Source organism: Neomelitea salexigens DSM 19753 (genome assembly GCF_000422345.1).
In the GTDB taxonomy this organism is placed as follows: Bacteria; Pseudomonadota; Gammaproteobacteria; order Pseudomonadales; family Spongiibacteraceae; genus Spongiibacter; species Spongiibacter marinus_A.
Map to the genome: position 1 here is coordinate 174,653 of NZ_AULP01000005.1, position 24,097 is coordinate 198,749.

General features: G+C 56.1%; 19 protein-coding genes. 3 read left to right on the forward strand and 16 right to left on the reverse strand.

The annotated features are described in order from the left end of the window. Positions 1 to 52: 52 nt before the first annotated feature. Complete coding sequence (locus H573_RS0109790; RefSeq protein ID WP_027874113.1) at positions 53 to 1,180, forward strand: tetratricopeptide repeat protein; 1,128 nt, start codon at positions 53 to 55, stop codon at positions 1,178 to 1,180. Positions 1,181 to 1,275: 95 nt separating this feature from the next. Here the strand turns inward: H573_RS0109790 and H573_RS0109795 are convergent, their stop codons facing one another. Further along, the gene (locus H573_RS0109795) at positions 1,276 to 3,984 is read right to left on the reverse strand and encodes a TonB-dependent receptor domain-containing protein (protein ID WP_051171180.1); all 2,709 of its coding nucleotides are present in this window, start codon (positions 3,982 to 3,984) and stop codon (positions 1,276 to 1,278) included. 96 nt (positions 3,985 to 4,080) lie between these two features. Continuing rightward, positions 4,081 to 5,757 carry a hypothetical protein gene (locus H573_RS0109800; RefSeq protein WP_027874115.1) on the reverse strand — a complete coding sequence of 559 codons (1,677 nt, stop codon included), beginning with the start codon at positions 5,755 to 5,757 and terminating at the stop codon, positions 4,081 to 4,083. Positions 5,758 to 6,092: 335 nt separating this feature from the next. Here H573_RS0109800 and H573_RS0109805 point away from each other — a divergent pair, with 335 nt between their 5' ends. Next, entirely contained in the window at positions 6,093 to 7,439 is a 1,347-nt protein-coding gene (locus H573_RS0109805) for an OprO/OprP family phosphate-selective porin (RefSeq protein WP_027874116.1), read from the forward strand. 97 nt (positions 7,440 to 7,536) lie between these two features. Here the strand turns inward: H573_RS0109805 and H573_RS0109810 are convergent, their stop codons facing one another. The 12 genes from H573_RS0109810 to H573_RS0109865 form a co-directional block, all read right to left on the reverse strand. Continuing rightward, on the reverse strand, positions 7,537 to 8,829 hold the full coding sequence (locus H573_RS0109810; protein WP_027874117.1) for an adenylosuccinate synthase: 1,293 nt from the start codon (positions 8,827 to 8,829) through the stop codon (positions 7,537 to 7,539). Between the two features lie 29 nt (positions 8,830 to 8,858). After that, entirely contained in the window at positions 8,859 to 10,028 is a 1,170-nt protein-coding gene (locus tag H573_RS0109815) for an ATP phosphoribosyltransferase regulatory subunit (protein WP_027874118.1), read from the reverse strand. A gap of 20 nt (positions 10,029 to 10,048) precedes the next feature. Next, entirely contained in the window at positions 10,049 to 10,216 is a 168-nt protein-coding gene (locus H573_RS0109820) for a DUF2065 domain-containing protein (RefSeq protein ID WP_307682185.1), read from the reverse strand. A 164-nt stretch (positions 10,217 to 10,380) separates the two neighbouring features. Beyond that, positions 10,381 to 11,253, reverse strand: coding sequence for a protease modulator HflC (hflC, locus tag H573_RS0109825; protein ID WP_027874120.1), 873 nt, complete (start codon positions 11,251 to 11,253; stop codon positions 10,381 to 10,383). Positions 11,254 to 11,255: 2 nt separating this feature from the next. After that, positions 11,256 to 12,395, reverse strand: coding sequence for an FtsH protease activity modulator HflK (gene hflK / locus H573_RS0109830; RefSeq protein ID WP_027874121.1), 1,140 nt, complete (start codon positions 12,393 to 12,395; stop codon positions 11,256 to 11,258). Between the two features lie 110 nt (positions 12,396 to 12,505). Further along, positions 12,506 to 13,825, reverse strand: a complete 1,320-nt coding sequence (gene hflX, locus H573_RS17745; protein ID WP_051171181.1) for a ribosome rescue GTPase HflX — start codon at positions 13,823 to 13,825, stop codon at positions 12,506 to 12,508. Positions 13,826 to 13,852: 27 nt separating this feature from the next. Continuing rightward, positions 13,853 to 14,107 (reverse strand): RNA chaperone Hfq, encoded by a 255-nt coding sequence (gene hfq / locus H573_RS0109840; RefSeq protein ID WP_027874122.1) that lies wholly within the window; start codon positions 14,105 to 14,107, stop codon positions 13,853 to 13,855. Between the two features lie 119 nt (positions 14,108 to 14,226). Then, the gene (gene miaA, locus H573_RS0109845; RefSeq protein WP_036256467.1) at positions 14,227 to 15,141 is read right to left on the reverse strand and encodes a tRNA (adenosine(37)-N6)-dimethylallyltransferase MiaA; all 915 of its coding nucleotides are present in this window, start codon (positions 15,139 to 15,141) and stop codon (positions 14,227 to 14,229) included. Between the two features lie 25 nt (positions 15,142 to 15,166). Beyond that, positions 15,167 to 17,002, reverse strand: a complete 1,836-nt coding sequence (mutL, locus tag H573_RS0109850) for a DNA mismatch repair endonuclease MutL (protein ID WP_027874124.1) — start codon at positions 17,000 to 17,002, stop codon at positions 15,167 to 15,169. Beyond that, entirely contained in the window at positions 16,999 to 18,324 is a 1,326-nt protein-coding gene (locus tag H573_RS19845; RefSeq protein WP_036256374.1) for an N-acetylmuramoyl-L-alanine amidase, read from the reverse strand. The genes mutL and H573_RS19845 overlap by 4 nt, the downstream gene beginning before the upstream one ends. After that, positions 18,321 to 18,782 (reverse strand): tRNA (adenosine(37)-N6)-threonylcarbamoyltransferase complex ATPase subunit type 1 TsaE, encoded by a 462-nt coding sequence (gene tsaE / locus H573_RS0109860; protein WP_027874126.1) that lies wholly within the window; start codon positions 18,780 to 18,782, stop codon positions 18,321 to 18,323. The genes H573_RS19845 and tsaE overlap by 4 nt, the downstream gene beginning before the upstream one ends. After that, positions 18,772 to 20,286: a bifunctional ADP-dependent NAD(P)H-hydrate dehydratase/NAD(P)H-hydrate epimerase gene (locus tag H573_RS0109865; protein ID WP_051171182.1), complete on the reverse strand. Its 1,515-nt coding sequence runs from the start codon at positions 20,284 to 20,286 to the stop codon at positions 18,772 to 18,774. Before H573_RS0109865 ends, tsaE begins: the two co-directional genes overlap by 11 nt. Before the next feature lie 64 nt (positions 20,287 to 20,350). Between H573_RS0109865 and queG the strand changes: the two genes are divergently transcribed. Next, positions 20,351 to 21,430 (forward strand): tRNA epoxyqueuosine(34) reductase QueG, encoded by a 1,080-nt coding sequence (gene queG, locus H573_RS17750; protein WP_036256376.1) that lies wholly within the window; start codon positions 20,351 to 20,353, stop codon positions 21,428 to 21,430. Between the two features lie 2 nt (positions 21,431 to 21,432). Here the strand turns inward: queG and H573_RS0109875 are convergent, their stop codons facing one another. Next, positions 21,433 to 23,277 carry an autotransporter domain-containing protein gene (locus H573_RS0109875; protein WP_027874128.1) on the reverse strand — a complete coding sequence of 615 codons (1,845 nt, stop codon included), beginning with the start codon at positions 23,275 to 23,277 and terminating at the stop codon, positions 21,433 to 21,435. A 204-nt stretch (positions 23,278 to 23,481) separates the two neighbouring features. Next, on the reverse strand, positions 23,482 to 24,027 hold the full coding sequence (gene orn / locus H573_RS0109880) for an oligoribonuclease (protein WP_027874129.1): 546 nt from the start codon (positions 24,025 to 24,027) through the stop codon (positions 23,482 to 23,484). Positions 24,028 to 24,097: the final 70 nt, after the last annotated feature.

The following is a 24,097-nucleotide window of genomic DNA, read 5'->3' on the forward strand; positions in this document are numbered from 1 at the left end:
GAAACGTAACAGCCGCCGACGCGGCCTTTAGTGGTATAGGCAAGTCACTGGAATGAAGCACCCGGCAAAAACAATAATACTGAGCGCCACATTGCTCTTGAGCAGCGCCTGCAGCACACAGCCTACGCAACTCGAGCAATTTATTGCTGCCCCGGATAGCGATGCGGTGGCACAGCTGCTGCACCAAGAGGCGCTGTTTAACCGGCAACCTGCGCCCCTCAACACCCCGGACCAACACATTCTCGCGGTGACCGCAGAGATGCGTTACTTCGTCAACGAGCATGTACCGCCGGTACTCACCCCGCGCGCCAGACTGCGCTATTTAGTCGATGCCATGGTGCGGCCCCAGCAATTGGGCATTCGCTACCAACCGGGTATTACCCAAAGTGCCGCGGACACCTTTGACGACCCACAGGGCGACTGCTTGTCGCTGAGTTTATTGTTTATAGCGCTGGCGCGAGAAGCAAAGCTGGATGTCTATTTTAATGAAGTCAGCGTGCCGCCAAGCTGGGAAATGCTGAGTAACAGCAGTTCAGCGATTTATAAACACATCAATGCCGTTGTCGACCTCGGCAATGGCCAGCGCGAAGTTATCGACTTCAGCGTAGATATTTACGACTATCGCTATCCGCAAAAGCGAGTTAGCGACGATATCGCCGCCGCGCAGTATTACAGCAACCTGGGCGTTGGCGCACTGAACAGCAAAAATTACGGCGACGCCTATCTCTACCTGCGCAGGGCGCTGTACCTCGGCCCTGAAGAAGCCTATATCTGGGGCAACCTGGGTGTTCTGTTTCGCAGAGAAGGGCATAACGACGAAGCCGAACTTGCCTTTCTAAAGGCGCTGAGTCTGGACCCGGAGGAGTCCGCATCACTCTCCAACTTAGCCCGCCTGTACCGCAGCAGTGGCCGCAAGGATCGCGCTAAGCAACTTGAGCAAGTCATTGAATCTCGACAGCGCGACAACCCTTTCTGGCACTACAGCCGCTCCCGCGCTGCCTTTGAAAGAGGCGACTATTCCCAAGCGCTGAATTCCATCAAACGCGCCATTCGACTGGACAAAAACGAGTATCGCTTTTACCAGTTTGCGGCCGTTATTTTTCGCAGCCAAGGCAATACCGACAAGTACCACGAATACGGCCTAAAGGCCGCTCACGCCAAACTCAAGCAGGGTAAATAGTCGGGCATCAGCGGGTCGCGTATTAATACCGTATAAAAAATTCCGGGCATAAAAAAGGCGCCACAAGGGCGCCTTAATAAGGTTACTGACTTTATTTAGAATTCATATTCAATGCTAGCACTAAAGGTCGTACCCACTTCCTCGCGGAACGTGGTCTTGCCGTCGCGCTCGATTTCCAGCTCTTCATCCAGAATATTTTTCACCTTCACCTTCACGATAACGGACTGGTTCGGGTAGAACGAATACGTGGCATCCAATGAGTGGAAAGGCTGCTCAAATGCGTCGGGCTCACCATTGCGGCCGGCAAAGTAAAGGCGCTCGCCAAACACATTGTAAGACAGTGTTGCCGCGTGCATTTCGTCTGCCGAGTCAAAACCGAGAATCAAGTTCGCCGCATAGTCTGAGGCACCAACCAGATCGCGCTTAGCATTGGTGGGCGCATCGGCATTGCTGCCGGCAACCAGCTCGGTATCCAGCAGAGTCAAGTTACCCTGAAGGAAGAAGGGGATAAGCGCATCGGAAAAGTCACCGAGGCTCTTCATAAACTCAACTTCTGCACCCAAAATCGTCGCGCTGTCAGCATTGACGATTTCAACAGCGGTGTTGGTGTCCCCTGCCGCAGCTTGGAACAACTCTATCGGGTCACTGATGTCCTTGTAGAACAACGATGCGGTGAAGCTGTCGCTGTTGCTGAAGAACCACTCGGCACGCAGGTCGTAGTTTTTAAACTGCGCCGGGCGAACATCGGGGTTACCAAACACCAGCGCGCCAGTCACTGGGTCCACGTAGCTGGAGTCAGCAATTTCACGCAGATCCGGGCGAACCGTCGTTTCACTGTAGCCAAAGCGCAGCTGGAAGTCCTCGGCCCAGAAGCCGGGCAGCATGTACGTTGCCGCGAGCGAGGCGAAGGTATCGTCGTCGGTAAAGACGGCATTTTCGAGCTCGTCGATGATCGCCTGCTGACCACCGGACTCATTGCTCACGACCGGAATACCGTCAAAGTCGAGCGGGTCCCAGGTCAAACCCACCTGCTGATAGTCTTCATAGCGCAAACCGGCAACAACGCGCCAGGTGTCCTGCCAGGTAACATCGAGCTTACCGTAGTAGGCATCAACGCGGTTGGCGGCAATGTAACTTTCGGAGTTACTGCCAGCCACCTGAATTTGATAGCCATTGCTGGGATCGAGAATATTCGCATCGCTGTAGACGCGATCCAGTGGGCCACTGCGCACCGAGTCTGGAGCGTTTACCGCCCCCAAGCCAAACTGCGTTTGCTGGTACGTACGCGCCTTTTCCCAGTACTCGTTACCGCCGCTCAGCTCAACCTTCCAGTCCATTGTTGAAAACGGCATTTTCACTTCCCAACCGTAGCTCTCAACTTCATCCTGAAGGTCGGTAAATCGGTAGTCGGCAGCCGTCGCGTTTGCGGCAACGGTGGTGCTGCCATTCGGGCCTTCTACATGACGCGCCTGCACCGCAACTTCGTTGGGAATCTCAGTCGTCGATTCACTGTCGGAATAGAACCAGTTGAATTTCAAACCTTCTGCAAAGGCCAATTGATCCCAGCCCAACTGCTCGCGGCTCAACTCACCGAAGGTGTGCTCGCCGCGAATTTGATTCACCACCAGCTCGCGCTGTTCAAAACGAATTCTGAACTGACGGTCCGAGATATCCCCGCCCACAGGCTGATCGTTGTCATAACTATCGGTGACTGAGGTTTTGTCATCGGTGTTGCGAAGATAAAGGCTGGTTGTTTCCAGCGAGTGATCTTCGTTCAAGCGCAAACCAAAATTCAGGTTGGCGGCAATCGATGTGTTCTGCGTTGTCTCGTTTTTGAACTCGGCTTCGTCCTCGTCGGATACTGAGCGCACTTCTGACGACTTATTGCGCCAGCTGCGGTCATAGGACAGCCCGGCCAACACGCCAAACTCAATCTCTTCTGCGTCGCCAAGATAGAAACGGTTACCGGCGTTAACTTCAGCAGAGAAGTTATCGTCGTCATCGGTTTCGTAAATATCGATATTGCGATACAGATTCAACGCCAACTCACGGTTGAGCTGTTCAGCATCAGCCAGTGTGGCATTGGGGTTTGACTGGCGCATATCGGCGAGAATATCGTTGCGATCAAGGCTGCCGCCGTATTGACGCAGTGCTTGCTTGAGCTTGTAAGAAAGCGCTCGCGTACCATCGTCGTTGCCATAAATATCATCACTGCCGCCTTTGTAGGTCAGCAGCCGGCCGTCAGAGGCGCTGTTGTAGTCAGTACCAATCTCAAGGCTAAACACCAGATCGCTGGGAATACCTTTGGTGCGGATGTCCACATTACCACCACCAAAAGCGGCCGGCATATCAGAAGAATGCACCTTCTGAACCGCCAGACTCTCAACGATGGATGTTGGGAAAATATCCAGCGGAATAACACTGCGCGTCAGGTCCGGAGAGGGAACCACTGCACCGTTTAACAAGGTGCTTGAGTAGCGCTCACCCAAACCGCGGACAAAAACAAACTTGTCATCAATTAAGGTAACACCGGGCACGCGGCGCAGCGCGGCAGCAACGGTTGAATCACCGATACGACCAATCGCCTCAGCCCCGAGAAAATCCACCGCGACTTCTTGCTCCAGCCGTTCAATCACCAGGTTTTCGGCGGTGCTCTTCAGGCGACCAACAACAACCACTTCTTCCAAGGGCTTGTTAAAACTGAGGTCGCTGTCGGCCTCTTGCGCCACCGCCGAGACGGCGAGGCTAAGAGCGCTCAGGCTAAATGCCGGCAGCAACCCTTTTTTAATCATCTGCTTTTTCATCAGTAAAGACCTACTCGTATTTGACCTGTCTTCAACAGAAAAGGCGCCGTAAGGCGCCCTCTGTTTTACGGCTCTGGCGTTAGACTCTGCGTTCGCTTATTCGAACCACAGGCCTTGGCCGCGGTTAGCGGGGTCCAAGCCGTAGGCCCAACCCGCAGTCCAGTCATCGTCTTCGGTGACTGCGCCGATGAAGGCACGACCGTCAGCAGGTGTTACTGTTGGGGCAGCACCATTCACTTTCATGTCGGCCAGTGGCAGCGAGTAGAAGCCTTTCAGGATTTCCAGATTGGCATTCGCATCGGCAGTGGGATCTTCACCCGCTTCCAGCGACTGGTAAGTGTCGTTGCTGGCCTGCAAGAACTGCAGCTGAGTGGTGCCGTTGGGCAGATCGTTGCCATCAGTCATGTCCTGACAAGCAATGATGCTGCTCTCAATTTTCAGATCGCCATCTTGAGCCGCTTTCAGGCCTTCGTTATCGATGCGTACACAGTAGTTGTAGTCGTCATCCGCCAGCTTCACATCGCCTTTGTAAGCGGTGGTAATCAAGGCATTTTGGATAGTTGGGAAATGCGCTTCACGAATACGCATGCCCTGACCGGGATCATGAGTACCAGTACCGTTTGGCTGACCACTCACCTCTGTCGCGGATACGATACAAGTCAGGTTCTTGATGGTTGCTTGCGAGTTCAAACCGCGAGCGATGAAGTCATCAATGGTTGCCTGGTCTTTGCTTGAGTAGCTGCCGATACCGTCAGACTCTACACAGCGGTTGCCATCGTTCTCAGACTGAATAACCAGTGCGTAGTCGATCGTGCCGCGGTAGCCTTCATCGATATCGATAGAGTCGTCACGCACGTACATGCCGATGTAGTGACCCACGTTTACCGCACCACCGAAGAACTCGATGCCGTCGTCGTAAGTTGAGTAGGCTTGCAGATAATCAACCGTGGTGCCCGATCCAACAGCGTTGAAAGAAATACCGTTCAGCTCGTTGTCTTCCTCAACTTCGAAACCGGTGTGCTTAACAATGAAGTATTCCAGCGTACCCGAGCTATCTTCGTTGTTGTCACCGCCGTAATGCGTTTGGCCAGCGCCCGCTTTACCTTCTGCAGCAACGTGACAGTCACTGGTCGCCAAGTTGTTGTTCGCAAAAGAGCCGGTGTAAGAACACTTATTGGTGACACCGAAGCCGTTAATGATCAAACCGCCCCACTGCTGTACGTCCTCAGGGTCAACGGAATCTTCCACAGCATCTGACACTGACGTGATAGTGATGGGCGCGTTCATCTCGCCTTCTGCGATGATTTGCGAACCGCGGTTAATTACCATGTAATCGTCGCTAGACTGGAAGGCCAAGGTAGTGCCCGCTTCGATTTGAATGCTTGCACCGTCACCACCTTTGGTGATGCCTGCTGCATTCAAGTCTGCATCGTTATCGTAGTTTTTACCCACTACCAGGCTATCGCGGAAGATGTGCACACCGCCGTTGCTCAGCTTGGCAAATACAACCGGGTTGCCGGCAGGCGTTTCGATCGGGTTGGTCAGGCTAACGAAGTCAGGACCGTAGATGCAGTTCACACCGTCCAGGCTGCCTTGCTGGGTTACGCCGTTATCGCTGTAAGACGCACAGGCATTGGAAGGCGTACCACCACCATTCCCGGTGCTGTTGTCTACAGAGTTGTTTTGGGCGTTGATATTAATATCACCGCCGCCACCACAGCCTACCAGCGCCATCGCTGAGGCCATTGCTGTCATTGCGAAAAGCTTTTTCATGGGAACTTATCTCCGGAACCTTTTAAATAGGGCATAGCTTGTTGTCGTTGAGGCGTATGTTAGGCAGGCAAAGTGACAACTCAGTGAATAAACTATGACGAAAATGTTTCAGCCGGTGTTTTTTGCTTATTTTTTAGACAAAGCCGCCATAAAAAGCTAATTTGTATTTGAATAACAAGGCCTTAGAGAACAACGCAGGGGCTCAGCGAGCCCCTGCCTGGTAAAAAACAGGGAGTAATGCCACCTGTAAGTCATAAAAATGTCATAAAACAGAAATACACTTGTCGCCGGTTTGTAACATAAGTGCCACTTCTTTCATTTTGGGTGCCTAAACAATGAAAACGATCTCTTCTTTAGCATGCAGCGCATCAATTGCCGCCTGCCTTGCAACCAGCCACGCCTTCGCCGATAACCAGCAGGACTCCGCCCTACTGAAGCTTCTACAAGAAAAAAGCATTATCAGTGCCGAGGAAGCGCAATCACTGCAGGCCGAACAAGCGCGACGCGCACAACAGCAAGCGACCGTCAGCATGGGCAGCAAAGGCCTGAAGATTGAAAGTGCGGACAAGCAAGCCAGCATACAAATTGGCGGTCGCCTGCACGCCGACTACGCCACACACGACCACGAAGCGTTCGCCAACCAGGAAGATGCAATTGACGGCACACAAATCCGCCGCGCTCGTCTCTACGCTAAAGGCAAACTGAACGGTCGCTGGAAGTACGTATTGGAAAGTGACTTCGCGGGCAACAAGGTCAGCGTTAAAGACGCCAACCTGAGTTACAAACTGACCTCTGCCCCGATCACACTGACGGTCGGTAACCAAAAGCATGCGGTCAGCATGGAAGTAGAAGAAAGCTCTAACGACATAATGTTCACCGAGCGCTCACTGGTTGCTGCACTCACCACGCCCTACTTTGACCGCGCCATTGGCATCACAGCAGCCAGCGGTGGCAGCAACTGGCACGCTAAAGCCGGTTTGTTCGGCGACGGCATTTCTAATAATGATGCCGATGAAGGCCACGGTTTCGGCGCGCGCGCCAGCTTCGCCCCGGTTCTGAATGACAATACCGTTGTCCACGTGGGTGCATCTTATGGCCTGCGCAAAACCAGCGACGACGGTTTGGCGAATGGCAAGAGCCCCTCGTTCTCATATAAAACCACTAACTTCTCTGACCTTAAGCCCGTTAACGCCAGCGTTGCCGATATGGATAAGGTCGAGGTAGGCGTTTTCGAATTTGCCGCCATGCACGGTGCCTGGTCGGTACAAAGCGAGATTGCAGCGAACAATGTTAGCCGCGACAGTGGCGACGACCTGAGCTTTTCCGCGCACTACGTGCAGCTCGGCTACAGCATCTTTGGCGGACAGCGCCGCTACAAAGCGTCTGAAGGCGAATTTAAGTACTTCAACGTGAACACGCCATTCAATGCCAGCACCGGCGATTGGGGCGCACTGGAAGTCGCCGCCCGCTTTGACCAAATTGACCTGGAAGATGACAATATCAGCGGCGGCAAAGCCAAGCGCTTTACCCTGGGCTTGAACTGGTATCTGAGCCGCAATATGCGCGTGCTGTTTGACTACAGCCGCAGCTACGATCTCGACGGTGGTGCGATCCAAAACGATAAAGGCGAGCTGGCCGACAACATCGACAGCTTTGCCATCCGCACTCAGTGGGCGTTCTAAGTTAACAACCCCGAAAACAAAAAAGGCCATGCAGCAATGCATGGCCTTTTTTTATCGCGCGGTCTTGGCTATGAAGCCGAAGACCACCACCGCTTGCTTAGGCGAAGGGGTGGCGCAGTACGATGGTTTCAACGCGATCTGGGCCGGTGGAAACGATATCGATGGGCACATTCAACAACGCTTCAATGCGCTTGATATAGGCGCGGGCATTGTCGGGTAGCTCATCCAGCGACTTGGCACCCACTGTCGACTCAGACCATCCCGGCAGTTCTTCATACACTGGCGTGATTTGATCGTAGTCTTCACAGTCAAATGGCGCAGAAATCGACTCGCCCGCAGCATTGCGATAATCCACGCATACCTTCACGGTATCCAAGCCATCCAGCACATCCAGCTTAGTCAGGCACAAGCCGGTTACACTGTTGATGCGCACTGATTGACGCAGGGCGACCGCATCAAACCAACCGCAGCGGCGGGCACGACCGGTGGTTGCACCAAATTCATGCCCTTGCTTGGCCAGGTGCTCACCCACGTTGTCGGACAACTCCGTCGGGAACGGACCACTGCCCACACGCGTGGTATAGGCCTTGGTGATACCCAGCACGTAGTCCAAGTACAGCGGACCAAAACCACTACCGGTCGCCGTGCCACCCGCGGTGGTATTGGATGAGGTGACAAAGGGGTAGGTACCGTGATCAATATCCAGCAATGATCCCTGAGCACCTTCGAACAAGATGTTGGCACCCTCTTCGCGGTAGGCGTGCAAGGCACTGGTAACATCGACAACCATCGGGCGAAGCTGCTCAGCCATTTGCAGGGCTTCATCCAAGGTTTTTTGGTAATCAACCGCTTCTGCCTTGTAGTACTGCGTCAGAGTAAAGTTGTGATACTCCATGACTTCTTTCAGCTTTTCGGCAAAGCGCTCGGCATTAAACACATCACCCAGGCGCAAGCCCCGGCGCGCCACTTTATCTTCGTAAGCGGGACCGATACCGCGGCCGGTCGTGCCAATTTTGGCAGCGCCACGTGCTATCTCACGGGCCTTATCCAAGGCGATGTGGTAGGGAAGAATCAACGGACAAGCAGGACTCAAGCGCAGGCGCTCGCGCACGGGTACGCCGCGCTCTTCGAGCTCGGCCATTTCTTTGAGCAGGGCTTCTGGCGACAGCACCACACCGTTGCCAATCAGGCAGGTGACGCCTTCGCGCAAGATACCTGATGGAATCAAGTGAAGAACGGTTTTCTCACCGTCAATAACCAGAGTATGGCCGGCGTTATGGCCACCCTGAAACCGGGCGACCGCATTGGCCTGATCCGTCAGCAGATCGACGATCTTGCCTTTGCCTTCATCACCCCACTGGGTGCCCAATACCACTACATTCTTACTCATATCCGCATCTCTGGATAACAGGTTGTGACTTAACCCAGTGGCTGTACTTGCCACTGGCCGTTCTGTTCAATTAATTGGCGATCACACGCTTCGCTGGGCTGCTGCCCCGGCAAGCCCGCGACGACCTTTTCGCCCGCGTCTCGCAGCTGCTGTATTGCTTGCCACTGCTCAGCCGAGTCGCTGTGCGCCGCGAAAATCCCCTTCACTTCAGCTGGTGCCGCAACCAGTGACAGCAAGGCTTTTAGATCAAGACTAAAACCGATAGCCGAGCGTGCGCGACCAAATACCTTGCCAATATCGTCATAGCGACCGCCGGAGGCCAGCGCCTGTCCGTGCTCACTCACCAGCGCCGAAAACACCAAGCCGGTGTGATAGTGGAAACCGCGGAGTTCGGCCAAGTCAAAGTAGAATTTGAGGGACGGCATGCGCTCAGTGAGGCGCTGCTGCAACGACTGCAAAGCGTGGATGGCATCAACCGCTGCCGGAATATCGGCGAATAGTTCAAGGCCGCGTTGCAACACATCGTCGCCACCGTGCAGGGCATTGAGGCCACTCAGCTGCCTGGCCGTTTCGCCATCAACCGCCAGTTCGTCTATAAAGGCCCCTAATTCGGCAACGGCCTTGCGCTGCAATATGTCGAAATAGCGCTGCTCTTGCTCGTCGCTGAGGCCCGCGGCATCGACCACCGCCTGATAGACCGCCACGTGACCGATATCTAAGGTCAATTCACTGAGGCCGGCAACACGCAGCGTTTCCAGCATCAGACAAATAATTTCCAGGTCACTGGCCTGGCTATTGTCGCCGTATAACTCGGCACCGAGCTGAATCGGCGAGCGCGAGGCGAGTGGCTTTTTGGGACGGGTATGCAGCACGCTGCCGGCATAGCAAAGGCGCACCGGGCCTTCACGCTTTAAGCTGTGGGCATCAATACGCGCCGCCTGGGGGGTAATATCTGCGCGCAGCCCCATCAGCCGACCGGTCAGCTGATCGGTGACCCGGAAGGTCATCAGGTCAATGTCGCTGCCCAAACCAACCAGCAAGGATTCCGTGTATTCCAGCATGGGCGGCACGATCAATTCGTAACCCCAACGCTGATAGAGGTCTAGCAGTTTACGGCGCAGGCTCTCTACCTGCTGAGCCTGTTCAGGCAGCAGTTCTTCCACTCCGTCTGGGAGCAGCCAACGATCAACCAGGGTCATAAATCCACAATCTCTTGAAGTCAGCGCAAGACGCTCAGCATTAGCAGGCCACTCACCATACTCAGCAGACCCACCCACCTAACAGAACGACTATCTAAATCAGCCATCCGATAGGCCAGCATGCGCCAGCGGTCAGGACTCAGAAAGGGCAAAATACCTTCAATGATCAGCACTAAGCTGAGGGCCACTGCCAATTCCTGCCACATTGATCCCACCCGCTAAAAACAAAAAATCCGCGCCAGGAGACGTGCTGCTTGCATGTCCCCTGCCCGGATTCGCGGATGATACCACAATCACCGCCGATGGCGGCATTGGCAGGACGCTTTCGACGCGCCGCTGCCAATTAGTCACATTACTTTACGCTGCCCTTTTTCAAATAACGGAAGAACTCGCTGTCGCTGTCCAGCACCAGCAGATCGCCATCACCAGAGAAGGACTCCTTGTACGCCGTGAGGCTGCGGACGAAGGCGTAGAACTCAGGATCAGCATTATACGCTGACGAGTAGATCTTTGCGGCTTGCGCATCACCCTCACCGCGAATCACTTCAGCATCGCGGTAGGCGTTGGCAGCAATGATCGTGCGCTGGCGGTCCGCCGTTGCGCGAATTTTCTCGGCCAACTCACGACCGGTAGAGCGGTGCTCACGCGCCTCGCGCTCACGCTCAGACTTCATCCGGTCAAACACTGACTGACTCACCTGTGAAGGCAGGTCGATACGCTTCACCCGGACATCAACCAGCTCGATACCAAATTCAGCCATGGTGATCTTGTTCAGCTCACTGGTCAGATCCGTCATCAGTAGATCGCGCTCACCGGACACCACCTCGTGGAAGGTGCGCTCACCGAATTTGTTCCGCAGGCCGGTATTAATGCGCTGAGCTAACAAGCCCTCCGCACGAATTTCCTCGCCGTTGGTCGCGGTGTAAAACGTTTCAGTGTCCGCAACACGCCACTTGGCATAAAAATCGACATCCAACGGTTTTTTCTCGTTGGTGAGGAAGCGCTGTGTCGGCGCATCCAGGGTTAAGATCCGACGCTCGAATTTGCGCACTACATGCACAAATGGCGTTTTCACTCCCAGCCCGACGGCAACATCTGGGTCGACGATTTCACCAAACTTGAGCATTACTGCCCGCTCGGTTTCTTTAACGATAAATAGCGAGTTGTAGCCGACAACCAGTACTGCCAGCGCCAATAGTAATACCGTAAATTGACGATTAGACATGATTAACGACCCTCCCGGCGACTGAACTGACTGTCACGGCGCAACTGCTCGACAACCTTGTCAGTAAGCTGGCGAATATCCACCTCTTGGTCACGCGTGGGGCGTGATGTTGAGCGCTGATTAACAATCTTGTCCAACGGCAAATACATCATGTTATTGCCACCTTCGACATCGACCATCACCTTGCTTGAGTCAGCATACAACTCTTGCAATGCGTCGATGTAGAGGCGCTCACGAGTGACTCTCGGCGACTTTTTGTACTCGGCAACCAGCTCGCTAAAGCGCTGGGCCTCACCTTCCGCCTTGGCAATAACTTGTTCTTTATATGCCTGAGCTTCTTCGAGTTGGCGCTGAGCAGCACCACGAGCCTCAGGAATAATTCCGTTGGCGTAAGCTTCTGCCTCGTTTTTCAAACGCTCACGGTCTTCCTTCGCCCGGGTCACATCATCAAATGCATCCTGCACCTGCGATGGTGGCTGCGCATCTTCAATATTGACCTTCGCGACTTGGATGCCACTTTGATAGGCAACCAAATAATCTTGCAAGCGTGCCTGAGTATCTACCGCCACTTGCTCACGGCCTTCGGTGATCACCTGATCCATCTTCGAGCTACCCACCACGTGGCGGAGGGCACTTTCCAGCGCGTGCTCCAAGCTCAATTCTGGGCGTTTCACTTTCAGCAAAAAGTTAGCAGGGTCAGATACGGTGTACTGCACAGAAACAGAGATATCGACGATGTTTTCATCCTCGGTCAGCATTTGACCGCGACTCGCGGCTGCCCGAACCTTGGTGACGTTAATAATGTTCACGTCGTCGATGATCGGTGGCGCCCAGCGCAAACCCGGCATTACCGTTTGCTGGTAAACCCCTAACCGTAATACCACGGCACGCTCTTGCTGGTCTACCTGATAAAAGCCGAACAAGCCCCAGACTGCTACCGCCAATAATGCCAGCGCGCCAATGCTGCCCATCCCCAGCTTTACACCGCCGCCATTTCCGCCTTGGCCACCGCTGCCGCCACCGAAGAGGCTGTTGAGTCGCTCTTGCAACTTTTTCAGCGCCTCATCTAAGTCCGGCGGCCCTTGATTTTTGCCACCCCAAGGGTCGTTATCGCGACCACCACCCGGTTCATTCCAGGCCATAGTTATCTCCTGTCGGTATGTCATTGCCCGCTTTCCGAAGAAAGCCAATGGCAGATTAAGACGCCAAGCTGTTGATTAGAGGGGCAGTCTAGCAGATTTACCCTGCCCTGCTAACGCCGTGTAGGCGACATTTCGTCACTGCTGTGCTGGATGTTAAGCGATGCCTCGCTTAGCGACTCAGCGGCCAAAAAACGCTGCCAATCGACCGACGGTAAGCGCAATTTCAAGTGAAAGCGCCCAGCTTCATCGAGCTGCTCAGACTGAATCGCATTGAGTTGATAGAGCCTGGCGCGCAAACGGCCGTCGCTGGCATTAAGCACAAGCTCTGGCTCCACGATATCGCCACTGAGGATTTCTGCTAGTGCGTCACCCAATAGCCCCAGCCCCTGCTGGCGCTGTGCCGACAACCACACCCGTATCACTTCACCGTGCTCGTTTCTTTCGATACGCGGCGTTGTACCCAGTAGATCGGTTTTGTTATAGACCTCCAGCACAGGAATGCTGTCGGCACCAATCTCTTCCAATACATTCTTTACTTGTCGGACATTGTCACTACGCTCCGGATCTGCACAATCGACCACATGAACCAACAAATCCGCGAGCGTCGCCTCTTCCAGCGTTGCGCGAAAAGCCTCCACCAGCTTATGTGGCAAGTGACGGATGAAGCCTACCGTATCCGCCAACACCACCGGCCCGACATCGTCGACTTGAATGCGACGCAGCGTAGGGTCCAGGGTGGCAAACAATTGGTCAGCGGCGTAGACCTTCGACTCAGTGAGCACATTGAACAAAGTGGACTTGCCAGCATTGGTATAGCCAACGAGGGACACCGCAGGGATATCGGCGCGCTGCCGCGCCCGGCGCGCTTGGTCTCGCTGACGCCGAACCTTCGATAAGCGCGATTGAATACTTTTGATACGTGCACGCAGTAAGCGTCGGTCGGTTTCGAGCTGGGTTTCACCCGGGCCGCGCAGACCGATACCGCCCTTCTGCCGCTCAAGGTGAGTCCAACCACGAATCAGGCGAGTAGACATGTGCTCGAGCTGAGCGAGTTCGACCTGGAGTTTACCCTCGTGGGTACGGGCTCGCTGAGCGAAAATATCCAGAATTAGACCGGTGCGGTCGAGAACGCGACACTGGAGTTCACCCTCGATATTGCGTTCTTGACTGGGGGACAGCGCGTGGTTAAACAGCACTAGTTCGCCGTCGTGATCTTGCAGGGCTTGGCGAATTTCCGCGAGCTTTCCCGAACCCACGAAAGATCGGGGGTCGGGGTGCTGACGCTGCCCAGTAATGAACGCAACGGGGTCCCCGCCCGCCGAGGTAACGAGCTGAACAAATTCGTCGGCGTCTTCGCGCTCATCCTCACTATTAAGGTTCAGGTGAACAAGTATTGCCCGCTCACCTGAATTGGGACGTTCAAAAAGCAAGAATGAACCTCAATAATACCGCGCGAATTATTCGCTTTCTTGCTCGTCGTCTTCTGGCGGGTGAGCCATCGGCAGGCGAACAACGCGAGAGGGCACGACTGTGGAAATCGCGTGCTTGTAGACCATCTGGCTTACGGTATTCTTCAGCAAGACAACAAACTGATCAAAGGACTCAATCTGCCCCTGCAGCTTAATACCATTTACCAGGTAAATGGATACAGGGATCCGTTCCTTGCGAAGAATATTCAGGTAAGGGTCTTGTAAGCTATGCCCTTTTGACATGGTAAGCCTCCTTGTCGCCCAACGTGGGCCAATAAAATCGAGAGAAGATGCAAGTTGTTGACTACTTAGGATAGAACAAGTTCGCGCATCAAAGTAATTAGTTGGCAGTATACCGCAAGTCAATCGCTTAAAGCATTGCCGAGCGCGCTTATAACCGTTTTTAATTGCTGGCCTCTGCTCGCATTTGTGTCGAGCCAACACAGCTCCGGCCACGCCCGCAGCCAGGTCATTTGACGTTTCGCCAACTGACGGGTCGCGATTAGCGCCTTTTCAAAGGCCGTATCAAGGTCAAAATCACCGCGTAAATACTGCCATACCTGCCGATAGCCCACCGCGCGCATAGCAGGCAAATCCTCTGTCAGGTCGCCGCGCGCCATTAAGGCCCGTACCTCATCGACAAAACCGTGCTCGAACATGTGCTGCAACCGCAGTTCTATACGGCGGTGCAGCTCGAGTCGATCGGATGGCGCGATGGCAAATTGATGACAATGCCAGGGCAGGGCGACCGCCTGTTGGCGTGCGCGCCACTCGGTCATCGTGACCCCGCTGACGCGATACACCTCCAGAGCCCGGCTAAGGCGCTGACTGTGATTGGGATGAATAAGGGCAGCGCTTTCTGGGTCGATTCTCGCTAGCTCGGCGTGCACGGCCGGCCACCCTCCCTCCTCGGCCATCAGCGCTATCTCGGCGCGCACCGCGGCGTCTGCCGCGGGCATATCGGCGAGCCCTTCGAGCAAGGCCTTGAAGTACAACATGGTCCCCCCCACCAACAGGGGGATGCGCCCGCTATCCTGTATTCGCTGCATTTCGCGCAATGCATCGCGCCGAAACTCCGCCGCTGAATAGGCGTGACTGGGCTCGCAGATATCAATGAGGGCATGGGGGTATCTGGACAACTCATCGGCACTAGGCTTAGCGCTGCCAATGTCCAAGCCGCGATAAACCAATGCCGAGTCCACACTGATTAACTCGCAGGGCAACTCGTCGCACAGCGCCATTGCCAGGTCGGTTTTACCGGAGGCGGTCGGCCCCATCAAACACAAGGCCGGCGGTAAATGATCAACGGCCACGCAGAAACCACTTGTCGAGTTCAGCCAAGCCTACCTGCACCCAAGTGGGACGCCCATGATTGCACTGCCCACTGCGCTCGGTGGCTTCCATATCGCGAAGCAGGGCGTTCATTTCCGGAATGGTTAGGCGGCGATTCGCGCGCACAGAGCCGTGACAGGCCATGGTTGAAAGGATCTCATTGATATGGGCGGCAATGCGGTCAGAGCTGCCATACTCCAACAGGTCGGCAATCACATCCCTCACCAGCTGCTCCACCTGACTGTTTGCCAGCATTACCGGCAACTCCCTGACCACCAGAGACTCTGCCGACGCCCGCTCCACCGACAAGCCAAGTTCGGAAAAAACTGCCGCGTGCTGTTCCGCGCAGTCGGCCTCGCGCTCACTGACCGCCAAGCTCTGCGGCACCAACAGCGGCTGACTGCGCAGGCCCTCCCCTTCTCGGGCTGCTTTCATGCGCTCGTAGGTAATGCGCTCATGCGCCGCATGCATGTCCACCAATACCATGCCCTCGGCGTTTTCGGCCAGGATATACACCCCCTTTAGCTGAGCCAAAGCGTAGCCCAGAGGCGGAATTTCAGCATCCTGGCTCTCTGCCATGGGTTCTTGTAAGCGCTGGTAGGCCGGCACCTGATCTGCAACCCTGCCCGGCGCAAAGGCATTTTGGCTTTGATAACCTCCACTGTGCATTGGCGGGTTCGGCGCTGTTGAAGGCGCACTGCCCTCCGCATCGCGCAAAGGCATCGCCGACTGCTGCTGGGGCATATCCCGCAGGGGTTCGGCAGTATTGGCCGGCAGCGCGGCATTTTGCGCCACGGTATCCGGGCGCACATCGGCGAGGGTTTTATGTAAGGTTCGAAAAATGAAGTCGTGAACACTGCGCCCGTCGCGAAAGCGCACCTCGTGCTTAGTGGGGTGTACGTTGACATCGACCAACGCGGGATCGAGCTCGAGGTAGAGCACAAAAGCAGGGTGGCGACCGTGAAACAACACGTCGCGATAGGCCTGACGCACCGCGTGGGCGACCAGACGATCGCGAATATAGCGACCGTTTACGTAAAAGTGTTGCAAGTCCGCCTGACTGCGCGAAAACCCCGGCAAGGCCACCCAGCCCCACAGGCGCAAGCCGATCGCAGAGCGGTCGATGAACAGCGCATTCTCCATAAACGCTGGGCCACAGACTGCCGCCAAACGGCGCTCTTGTTCGAGCTGGCTGGCGGCCGGCTTTAAACTGTGAACGGCCCTGCCGTTGTGGCGCAGCGAAAAGCCCACGTCAAAGCGCCCCAGCGCCTGCCGCTTCATCACCTCATCCAGGTGTCCGAATTCCGTCTTTTCGGTGCGCAGGAATTTGCGCCGCGCGGGCGTATTGAAAAATAAATCGCGCACTTCAACGGTGGTGCCGCGCGGGTGGGCCACCGGCTCGAGCACCGCGCTCATATCACGCCCTTCCGATCGCGCCGCCCAGGCGCTCTCGGCGTCCTCTGTGGCACTGCTAAGGCATAGCCGCGACACCGAGCTGATACTCGCCAAAGCCTCGCCGCGAAACCCCAGGCTCGCCACAGACTCAAGGTCGCTTAATTCCGCTATTTTACTGGTGGCGTGGCGACTGAGCGCCAACGGCAGATCGTCTTTCGCGATACCGCTACCGTCATCGCGAACACGAATAAGCTTAACGCCGCCATCTTCAACCTCAAGGTCGATACGGCGCGCACCAGCATCGAGGCTGTTTTCCACCAATTCTTTTACAACGGAGGCTGGGCGTTCTACCACCTCGCCGGCGGCAATTTGGTTTGCCAGGCGAGGGTCGAGCAATCTGATATGGGTCATTTTGTCGCTGGTATTTGGATTTTTTGACCGACGCGAATACTGCTGCCGGATAAACCGTTGTGACGCTGGAGGTCAGCAACGCTAATGTTGTGACGCGCGCCAATTGCCGACAGTGTGTCGCCGCTGGCAATCACGTATTCTCTCGCCCCTTTAGGCTTGGCGGCATCGCCACGCTTCACCGCAGCAAAGTAGGTATCGGGCGGCGGGCTCTCGCGAAAATAACGGTCGATGCCTTCGAATATCGCTTGCGCCATTTGATTCTGGTAGCGACTGGTCTTGAGCTTGCGCGCCTCACCGGGGTTGGAAATAAACCCGGTTTCAACGAGCAAGGACGGAATATCAGGGGACTTCAGCACGGCGAAACCCGCCTGCTCAACGCGCTTGCTATGCAGCCGGGAAATTTTACCCATTTCGCCCAAGAGTTGCGCGCCAACACTCAGGCTCGCATCGAGGGTGGCGGTCATCGACAGATCGGTGAGCACGCCGGCCAGCACATGGTCTTTGTCAGACAAACTGACTCCGCCCACCAAGTCAGCCTGGTTCTCACGCTTGGCGAGGATTCGCGCCGATGCACTGGTAGCCCCGCGCTTGGATAGGGCATACACCGAACTGCCGTTGGCGCTGGAATGGGTAAACGCGTCGGCGTGAATCGACACAAAGAAATCCGCCTGCGCCTTGCGCGCAAGCTGACGCCGCTTCGCCAGGCCCACATAGTAGTCGCCGTCACGAATCATCACCACGCGATAACCGCGCTTGCTTTTAAACTTGGCTTCAAGCTTCTTGGCGATGCGGAAAACCACATCCTTTTCCTGCAGCCTGCCCGGCCCAATGGCGCCCGGATCTTCGCCGCCGTGCCCGGCATCAATGGCAATGACCACATCGCGTTGGGAGCTTTGCTCAACGCTTTTGACTACCTTAGGCTCAGTGCCGCGCTGCTGATCGAGAAAATCGACAACCAAGCGGTCACTTTGACCCGCGCTGGCGGGCAGCAAAAAACTGCGGACCTGCACACTTTTACTCAGGTCAAACACCACCCGCAGCTTGCCATCTGGCTTCTCCGCGTGACGCAAGCGCACGATGGGGCTGTTTTCGAATTCGGGAATAGCGCCGTCCACACTGAACTGCGCCTTAGAAAGATCGACAACCAGTCGGTCGGGCTTATCGAGGGAAATGACTTCATGGCTAACGGGGGCAGACAGATCGAAAACCACTCGACTATGATCCGGCGCCCGCCAAAAGCGAACGTCGCGCACCTCTGCTGCACTGCTCAGCGTGGTGACCAGCATAGTCCAGAACAGAACAACAATATGGATGGGTTTCATAGCGCTTTTATCTGCGTAACGATACGACGACCACGCTCACTGAGAGCTTGCACAACAAGGCGGCGACCGACTCCCTGCTGCTCGATGTTAACCTGTATATCCGGGCTTGGCAAAACACCGGCACCGCGCTCTGGCCATTCAATTAACGCGATGCTGTCGTCGGAAAAATAGTCTCGAAGTCCCATATACTCCAGCTCTTCTGGGTCACCTAAACGGTATAGATCAAAGTGATAAACCGTGACAGTGGCAAGCTCGTAGGGCTCAACCAGCGTATAGGTGGGGCTCTTCACGGCCCCGGTGTGCCCATAGACATGCAGGACACCCCGGCAAAAGGTGGTTTTACCCGCGCCTAGATCACCATCGAGATAAACGACCGTTGCCATTTCCAGGCAGCGACCCAATCGTTTGCCCGCGGCAACGGTTTCAGCTTCGTTTGCCAGCTGAATTTCAATGTCCATTCATCACTCCGCGCAATTGCCCCACCAAGTCCATCGCCAGCAAGCCTCGCTCACCGTGTTGTGCCGCTCGATCGGCAGCGCGGCAATGCAACGCCGCCGCAAGCCGGCAAGCAGTAACGGCATCGAGGTGCTGGGCGAGCAGGGCCGCGATCATACCGCTCAATACATCCCCCATTCCACCGCTGGCCATTCCGGGGTTTCCCCCTTCATTCACCCAGCAGGTCGCGCCCTCACTAATGACCGTGCCCGCCCCCTTCAACAACACGACCGCCCGGTAGCGCTGGGCCAGGGCTTTGCAGCTGCCAAACCGGTCTGCCTGTACCTCAGCAACAGAACATTTCAGCAGCCGCGCCGCCTCCCCTGGGTGAGGTGTCATGACGCGAATTCTATCTGGCTGCTGAGCGCATTGCTCGTCAAAGCTGGCGGAGTTGGCAGCGAGGATATTGAGCGCATCGGCATCAAGCAATAACGGGGACTGCGCTTGCAGACAATCGTCGAGCAATGCCTTACCCCACACCTGCTGCCCAAGACCCGGCCCAACAGCGAGCACCGAGGCTCGCTCTAATGCCCCCGCCCACGCCTGTGCGTCTGCTCCCGGGTAGACCATTACCTCTGGGCGCTGCGACAACAGCGGCGCCACATGCTCTGGTCGCGTTACACAAGAGACCAGCCCCGCGCCGCAGCGCGCCGCCGCGGAGGCGGCCAATACCACAGCCCCAGCTGTGCCGTAGTCGCCACCCGCAACTAAGACATGGCCATACATTCCCTTGTGCGCCGCGACAGGGCGCCGCCCCCACTGGCGCAACTCGGCATCAACATCTGTGCGCCACGCCGACGGCTCTGTGTGCTCGAATATACGCGGCTCAATGCCGAGTCCATCGAGACGCAACTCGCCGCAATGCTGACTGGCCAGCCCGGTAAACAAGCCCTGCTTCCAGGCGATAAAACTCAGCGTTAGCGACGCCCTAATCGCTAAACCTTCGTGCATCCCGGTATCGCAATTCATGCCCGAGGGCGCGTCTATTGCCAGCACGGGGCAGTCAGCGGCATTAATCACCTCGATTGCGCGCTTGTACAGCCCCCGCAGCGGCCCTGAAAATCCAGTACCGAGCAAGGCGTCCACAACCACCGCACCGGACGCAGGCGACTGCCCGTCCCACAGCTGTACACTCACCCCGGAGTCGCAGGCCAACTCCCTGGCAATATTGGCGTCTCCCCGCGAGGTTTCGCTAAAGGCCCAACAGCGCACCGCCATCCCCGACTGGGCCGCCAATGCGGCCACAATATAGCCATCGCCACCGTTATTACCGCCACCACAAAAAATATCAATAGGACTATGCTGAGGCCAGCGCTGCTGCAAACAGGCGAACGCTGCCGCCCCGGCTCGGTGCATCAATTCAAAGCCCGGCGTACCTGCCGCGATCGCTTTTCGATCAAACTCCTGCACCTGCTCCGCTGTGTACAGGGCCAAAGACCCAGCCGCCGCACGCATTGATCGATCCATTTCCCGCTCCCAGGCGTGTAGAATATCCTTCCATGATAGCGCGCATCCATTTTGCAGGCAGCCTATGAGCAAAGTACTCAGCCCAGAGGCCCTGGCCGACCTCGCCACACAGCTAAAACAGTGGGGGAAGGAGCTGGGGTTTGCCCACATCGGCATTGGCCCGGCGGAGCCCTCACACCACGCTGAGCGGCTGACGCAGTGGCTAGCGAAGGGCTTTCACGGTGAGATGCACTACATGGCAGAGCGGGAATCCCTGCGCCGCAATCCTGAATCCCTGCTGCCCGGCACACTGCGCGTTATCAGTGCGCGCATGGATTACCGACCGGAGGCCAGCGATGCACTGCAAATACTCAAGCAAGCCGACAAGGCCTATATTTCTCGCTACGCGCTGGGCCGCGACTATCACAAGCTGATCCGCAAACGACTGGCACAGCTCGCTGATCGCTTAGGAGGGCAGCAACAGCGGGCCTTCGTCGATAGTGCGCCGGTGTTGGAACGCGGCTTCGCTGAGCAGGCCGGCCTGGGGTGGATCGGCAAGAACACAATGCTTATTAATCCACGGGCAGGTTCGTGGTTCTTTCTGGGGGAAATCTACACAGATCTCGCCCTTCCCATTGACCCGCCGCAGGAAACCGGTCACTGCGGCAGCTGCCGAGCCTGCTTGGACGACTGCCCAACACAGGCCATCGTCGCCCCTTATCAAGTCGATGCTAGGCGCTGTATTTCCTACCTCACCATCGAGTTAAAGGGTGCCATTCCAGAGGATTTGCGACCCGCGATGGGCAACCGCGTCTTCGGCTGCGACGACTGCCAATTGGTGTGCCCGTGGAATAAATTTTCCCAGCCAACCAGCGAGCCGGACTTCGCCCCTCGCCATCAATTAGATGACCGCGAGTTGCTCGACCTGTTTCTTTGGACCGAAGAGGAGTTTCTGAATCGCACAGCGGGCTCTCCGATACGGCGCATCGGTTACCAACGCTGGCTGCGCAACCTCGCCGTCGGCCTTGGCAACGCGCCGTTCAACCCCGACATTGTGGACGGCCTAAAAAAACAGCGGCCACAGGCAGAACCCATGGCCGCTGAACATATCGACTGGGCCCTGGCGCGGCAACGTCGCACCGACACCCTGGCCCACTCACACTGAGTTTATAGCGGGCGCGAGAAACTAAAGATCAGCGCTTCCCGACCTTCCGCCTCGTCACTGTACTCAACGCTGGCCGCAACACGGGAGCTACCCAGTGCCGCGCTGATACCAACACTCGCCTCGACGTAATCTTCACCATCTTCACGATACGACGGCATTTGATAATCACCGAAACCGAGGTTGCGATTGCGCCCGGTTACCGTCTCGTCATGATCTTCCATTTCCGTCGCGGCAAACACTTCGGCAAAGCCGCGCACACCGTCGCCCAGCGCCACCCCTGCCAACAGCCCGGCTCGGAATACCTGGCTGTCGCGGCGCTGCTCACCCCACTCGGTATTGGCCACCGCCGCCCCCGATTCACGATAGCTATCAACTTCGGCCTTCATCCAGCGCCAGCCGATAGCGGGCCGCAGGGAGATGCTACTGTCGCTGAGAACTTCGTAGCTAAGCAGGCCATCGAGGTGCCAGCCAAAACCGTTTGTACCGCCTTTGGCCGTTAAGGTCTGCGGCCCCAGTTTGACGTCCCGGTCGAGGCTGTCGTAATCCACCACGCTCAAGCCCGCGGCACCTTGCAACAACCAACCGCCATCGCGATAGCTCAATAGGCCGCTAAGCCCAACACTAGTCGCCGAGAAATCCGTTCGCGAGGATTCTGACTCGTGATCGCCAAAACTGAGCACCACCGCAGAATCCAGCTGCTCACTCAAGGGACTGCTAAAACCAATGTTCAAGCTGCGACTGTCATTTTCAGCAACGCGCTCTGCATCCAAGCCGACACCGCTGATCGTCCACCGCGATTCGCCCGGAGAGGCCTGCTGCTGTCGCCGCAATTCCGTTGTTGCACCGCGCTGACTGCGCATAATATCCAAGCCGAGTTCCGGAATTAGGCCAACATCTTGCGGGCCATTCACTACGCTAATGAGGTAGTCACCCGTAATTGCCCCCATCTGCGCCGTGGGGTGTACACCGTCATTGAAGATCAGTACATCCGGGTTGGGGTTGCTGCCATCAATACCGAATATCGGGTGCTCAACACAGTCATTGCCTGAATCGTCAAAACACATATAGCGCTGATCGAAACCAGCCAGCGACCCAAACGCGGGGTTGGTGCCGCTGACAAAGCCAAAGGCCTCGGCATTATCGGAAACGTAGCTGATCAGTCCCGCTAGATCGACGGGAACGAGGTTCGCGCTACCAAAAGCAGAAAATGCCTCCAGCGCGCTGTTATAGCCGGCAGCACCTGCCGAGGCGGCCGCCGCACTGCCCGGTGCACCAAGGTCTTGAGCTTGCAATGCCGCCGTCTGGCCGAGGTCTGGCAAGTTAGCAAACAGGATATAGTTCGCCCCTGCGTCGCTCAGCGCTTGTGCAGCCGCGAGCAAGGTGCGCGCAGAGTTAATAATAGATGCCTGATCAGTGGCCGTGCCGTTTAAAAAGTCGTTACCACCGCCATCAATCACCACCAGTGCATCGGGGTCGATACGCGGGGTCTCGTTGAGAAAAGCCTGACGTGCAACCGCGCCGCCGGCTGGCAGCGCCAGCCCCGTGCCGTTAATCGAGTTGAGTATATCTGCGGTTTCATAGCCGCCAACCGCCCAATTTGTGCCACCTGCAGCGGCCGGCGCACTCAACAGCGTTAAGGCTTCGCCGAGATATTGCGGCGCAATACGCGCATAGTCTCCGACGGTGAAGTCGCCATTGCCGTCGCCCACCCGGTTGGTAAATCGCAACCCGAGATTGCCGCTATCCAGCAGGCTATCGCCGAAGATGTATAAATTGCTGTAGCTGACTTCAGCATGCACCGGCAACGCCAGCGCAGCCGCTATGCTTAAAGGAAGGAGTTTTTTCATTGTGGTCCCCACGTATTATTGTTTTCACCAACACTGCTGCGCCCGACAATTCGCTGCACTAATAGCAACATAGCAGAGCTTTTCAACGATGCTTGGTTCTGTTGCCAGTCAACGCGACCGGCATACATTATTTAATACGTGGTTTTACTTAAACGGACTCGAAAAGCTTCGAAATAGTGTTGAGAAGCTGGGATATTCCAGCAATTACTGAAGATGAAGAAAATGCTCCCGGTAGTATTTCAGCTCGGCAATTGAGTCGCGAATATCATCCAGCGCCAAGTGGCTGGCTTTTTTGCTGAGGCCACTCATCAGCTCGGGACGCCAGCGCCGCGCCAACTCTTTGAGCGTGCTGACATCGAGGTTGCGGTAGTGGAAATACGCCTCCAGTTTAGGCATTTCACGCGCCAGGAAGCGCCGGTCCTGGCAGATGCTGTTGCCGCACATCGGCGAGGCGCCCTTGTCGACATGCTTATCGAGGAACTCCAGCGTCAGCCGCTCGGCCTCCGCCACCGTCATGCAGGTTTCCTTCACGCGCTTAACAAGCCCTGACTGCCCGTGCTGAGTCGTGTTCCACTCATCCATAGCCGCCAGCACGTCATCGCTTTGGTGGATCGCCAATACCGGCCCTTCGGCCAGCGTATTCAGCTCCGGGTCGGTCACAATGGTGGCAATCTCAATGATGTGATCGTTCTGAGTATCCAGACCGGTCATTTCCAGATCAATCCAGATTAAATTCATCGCCTTGGACATTGCTTCACCTCCACAGAACAGAAATCCCTCATACAGGGCAGTATCTGCTGGATTGTAACAGCTCATACGT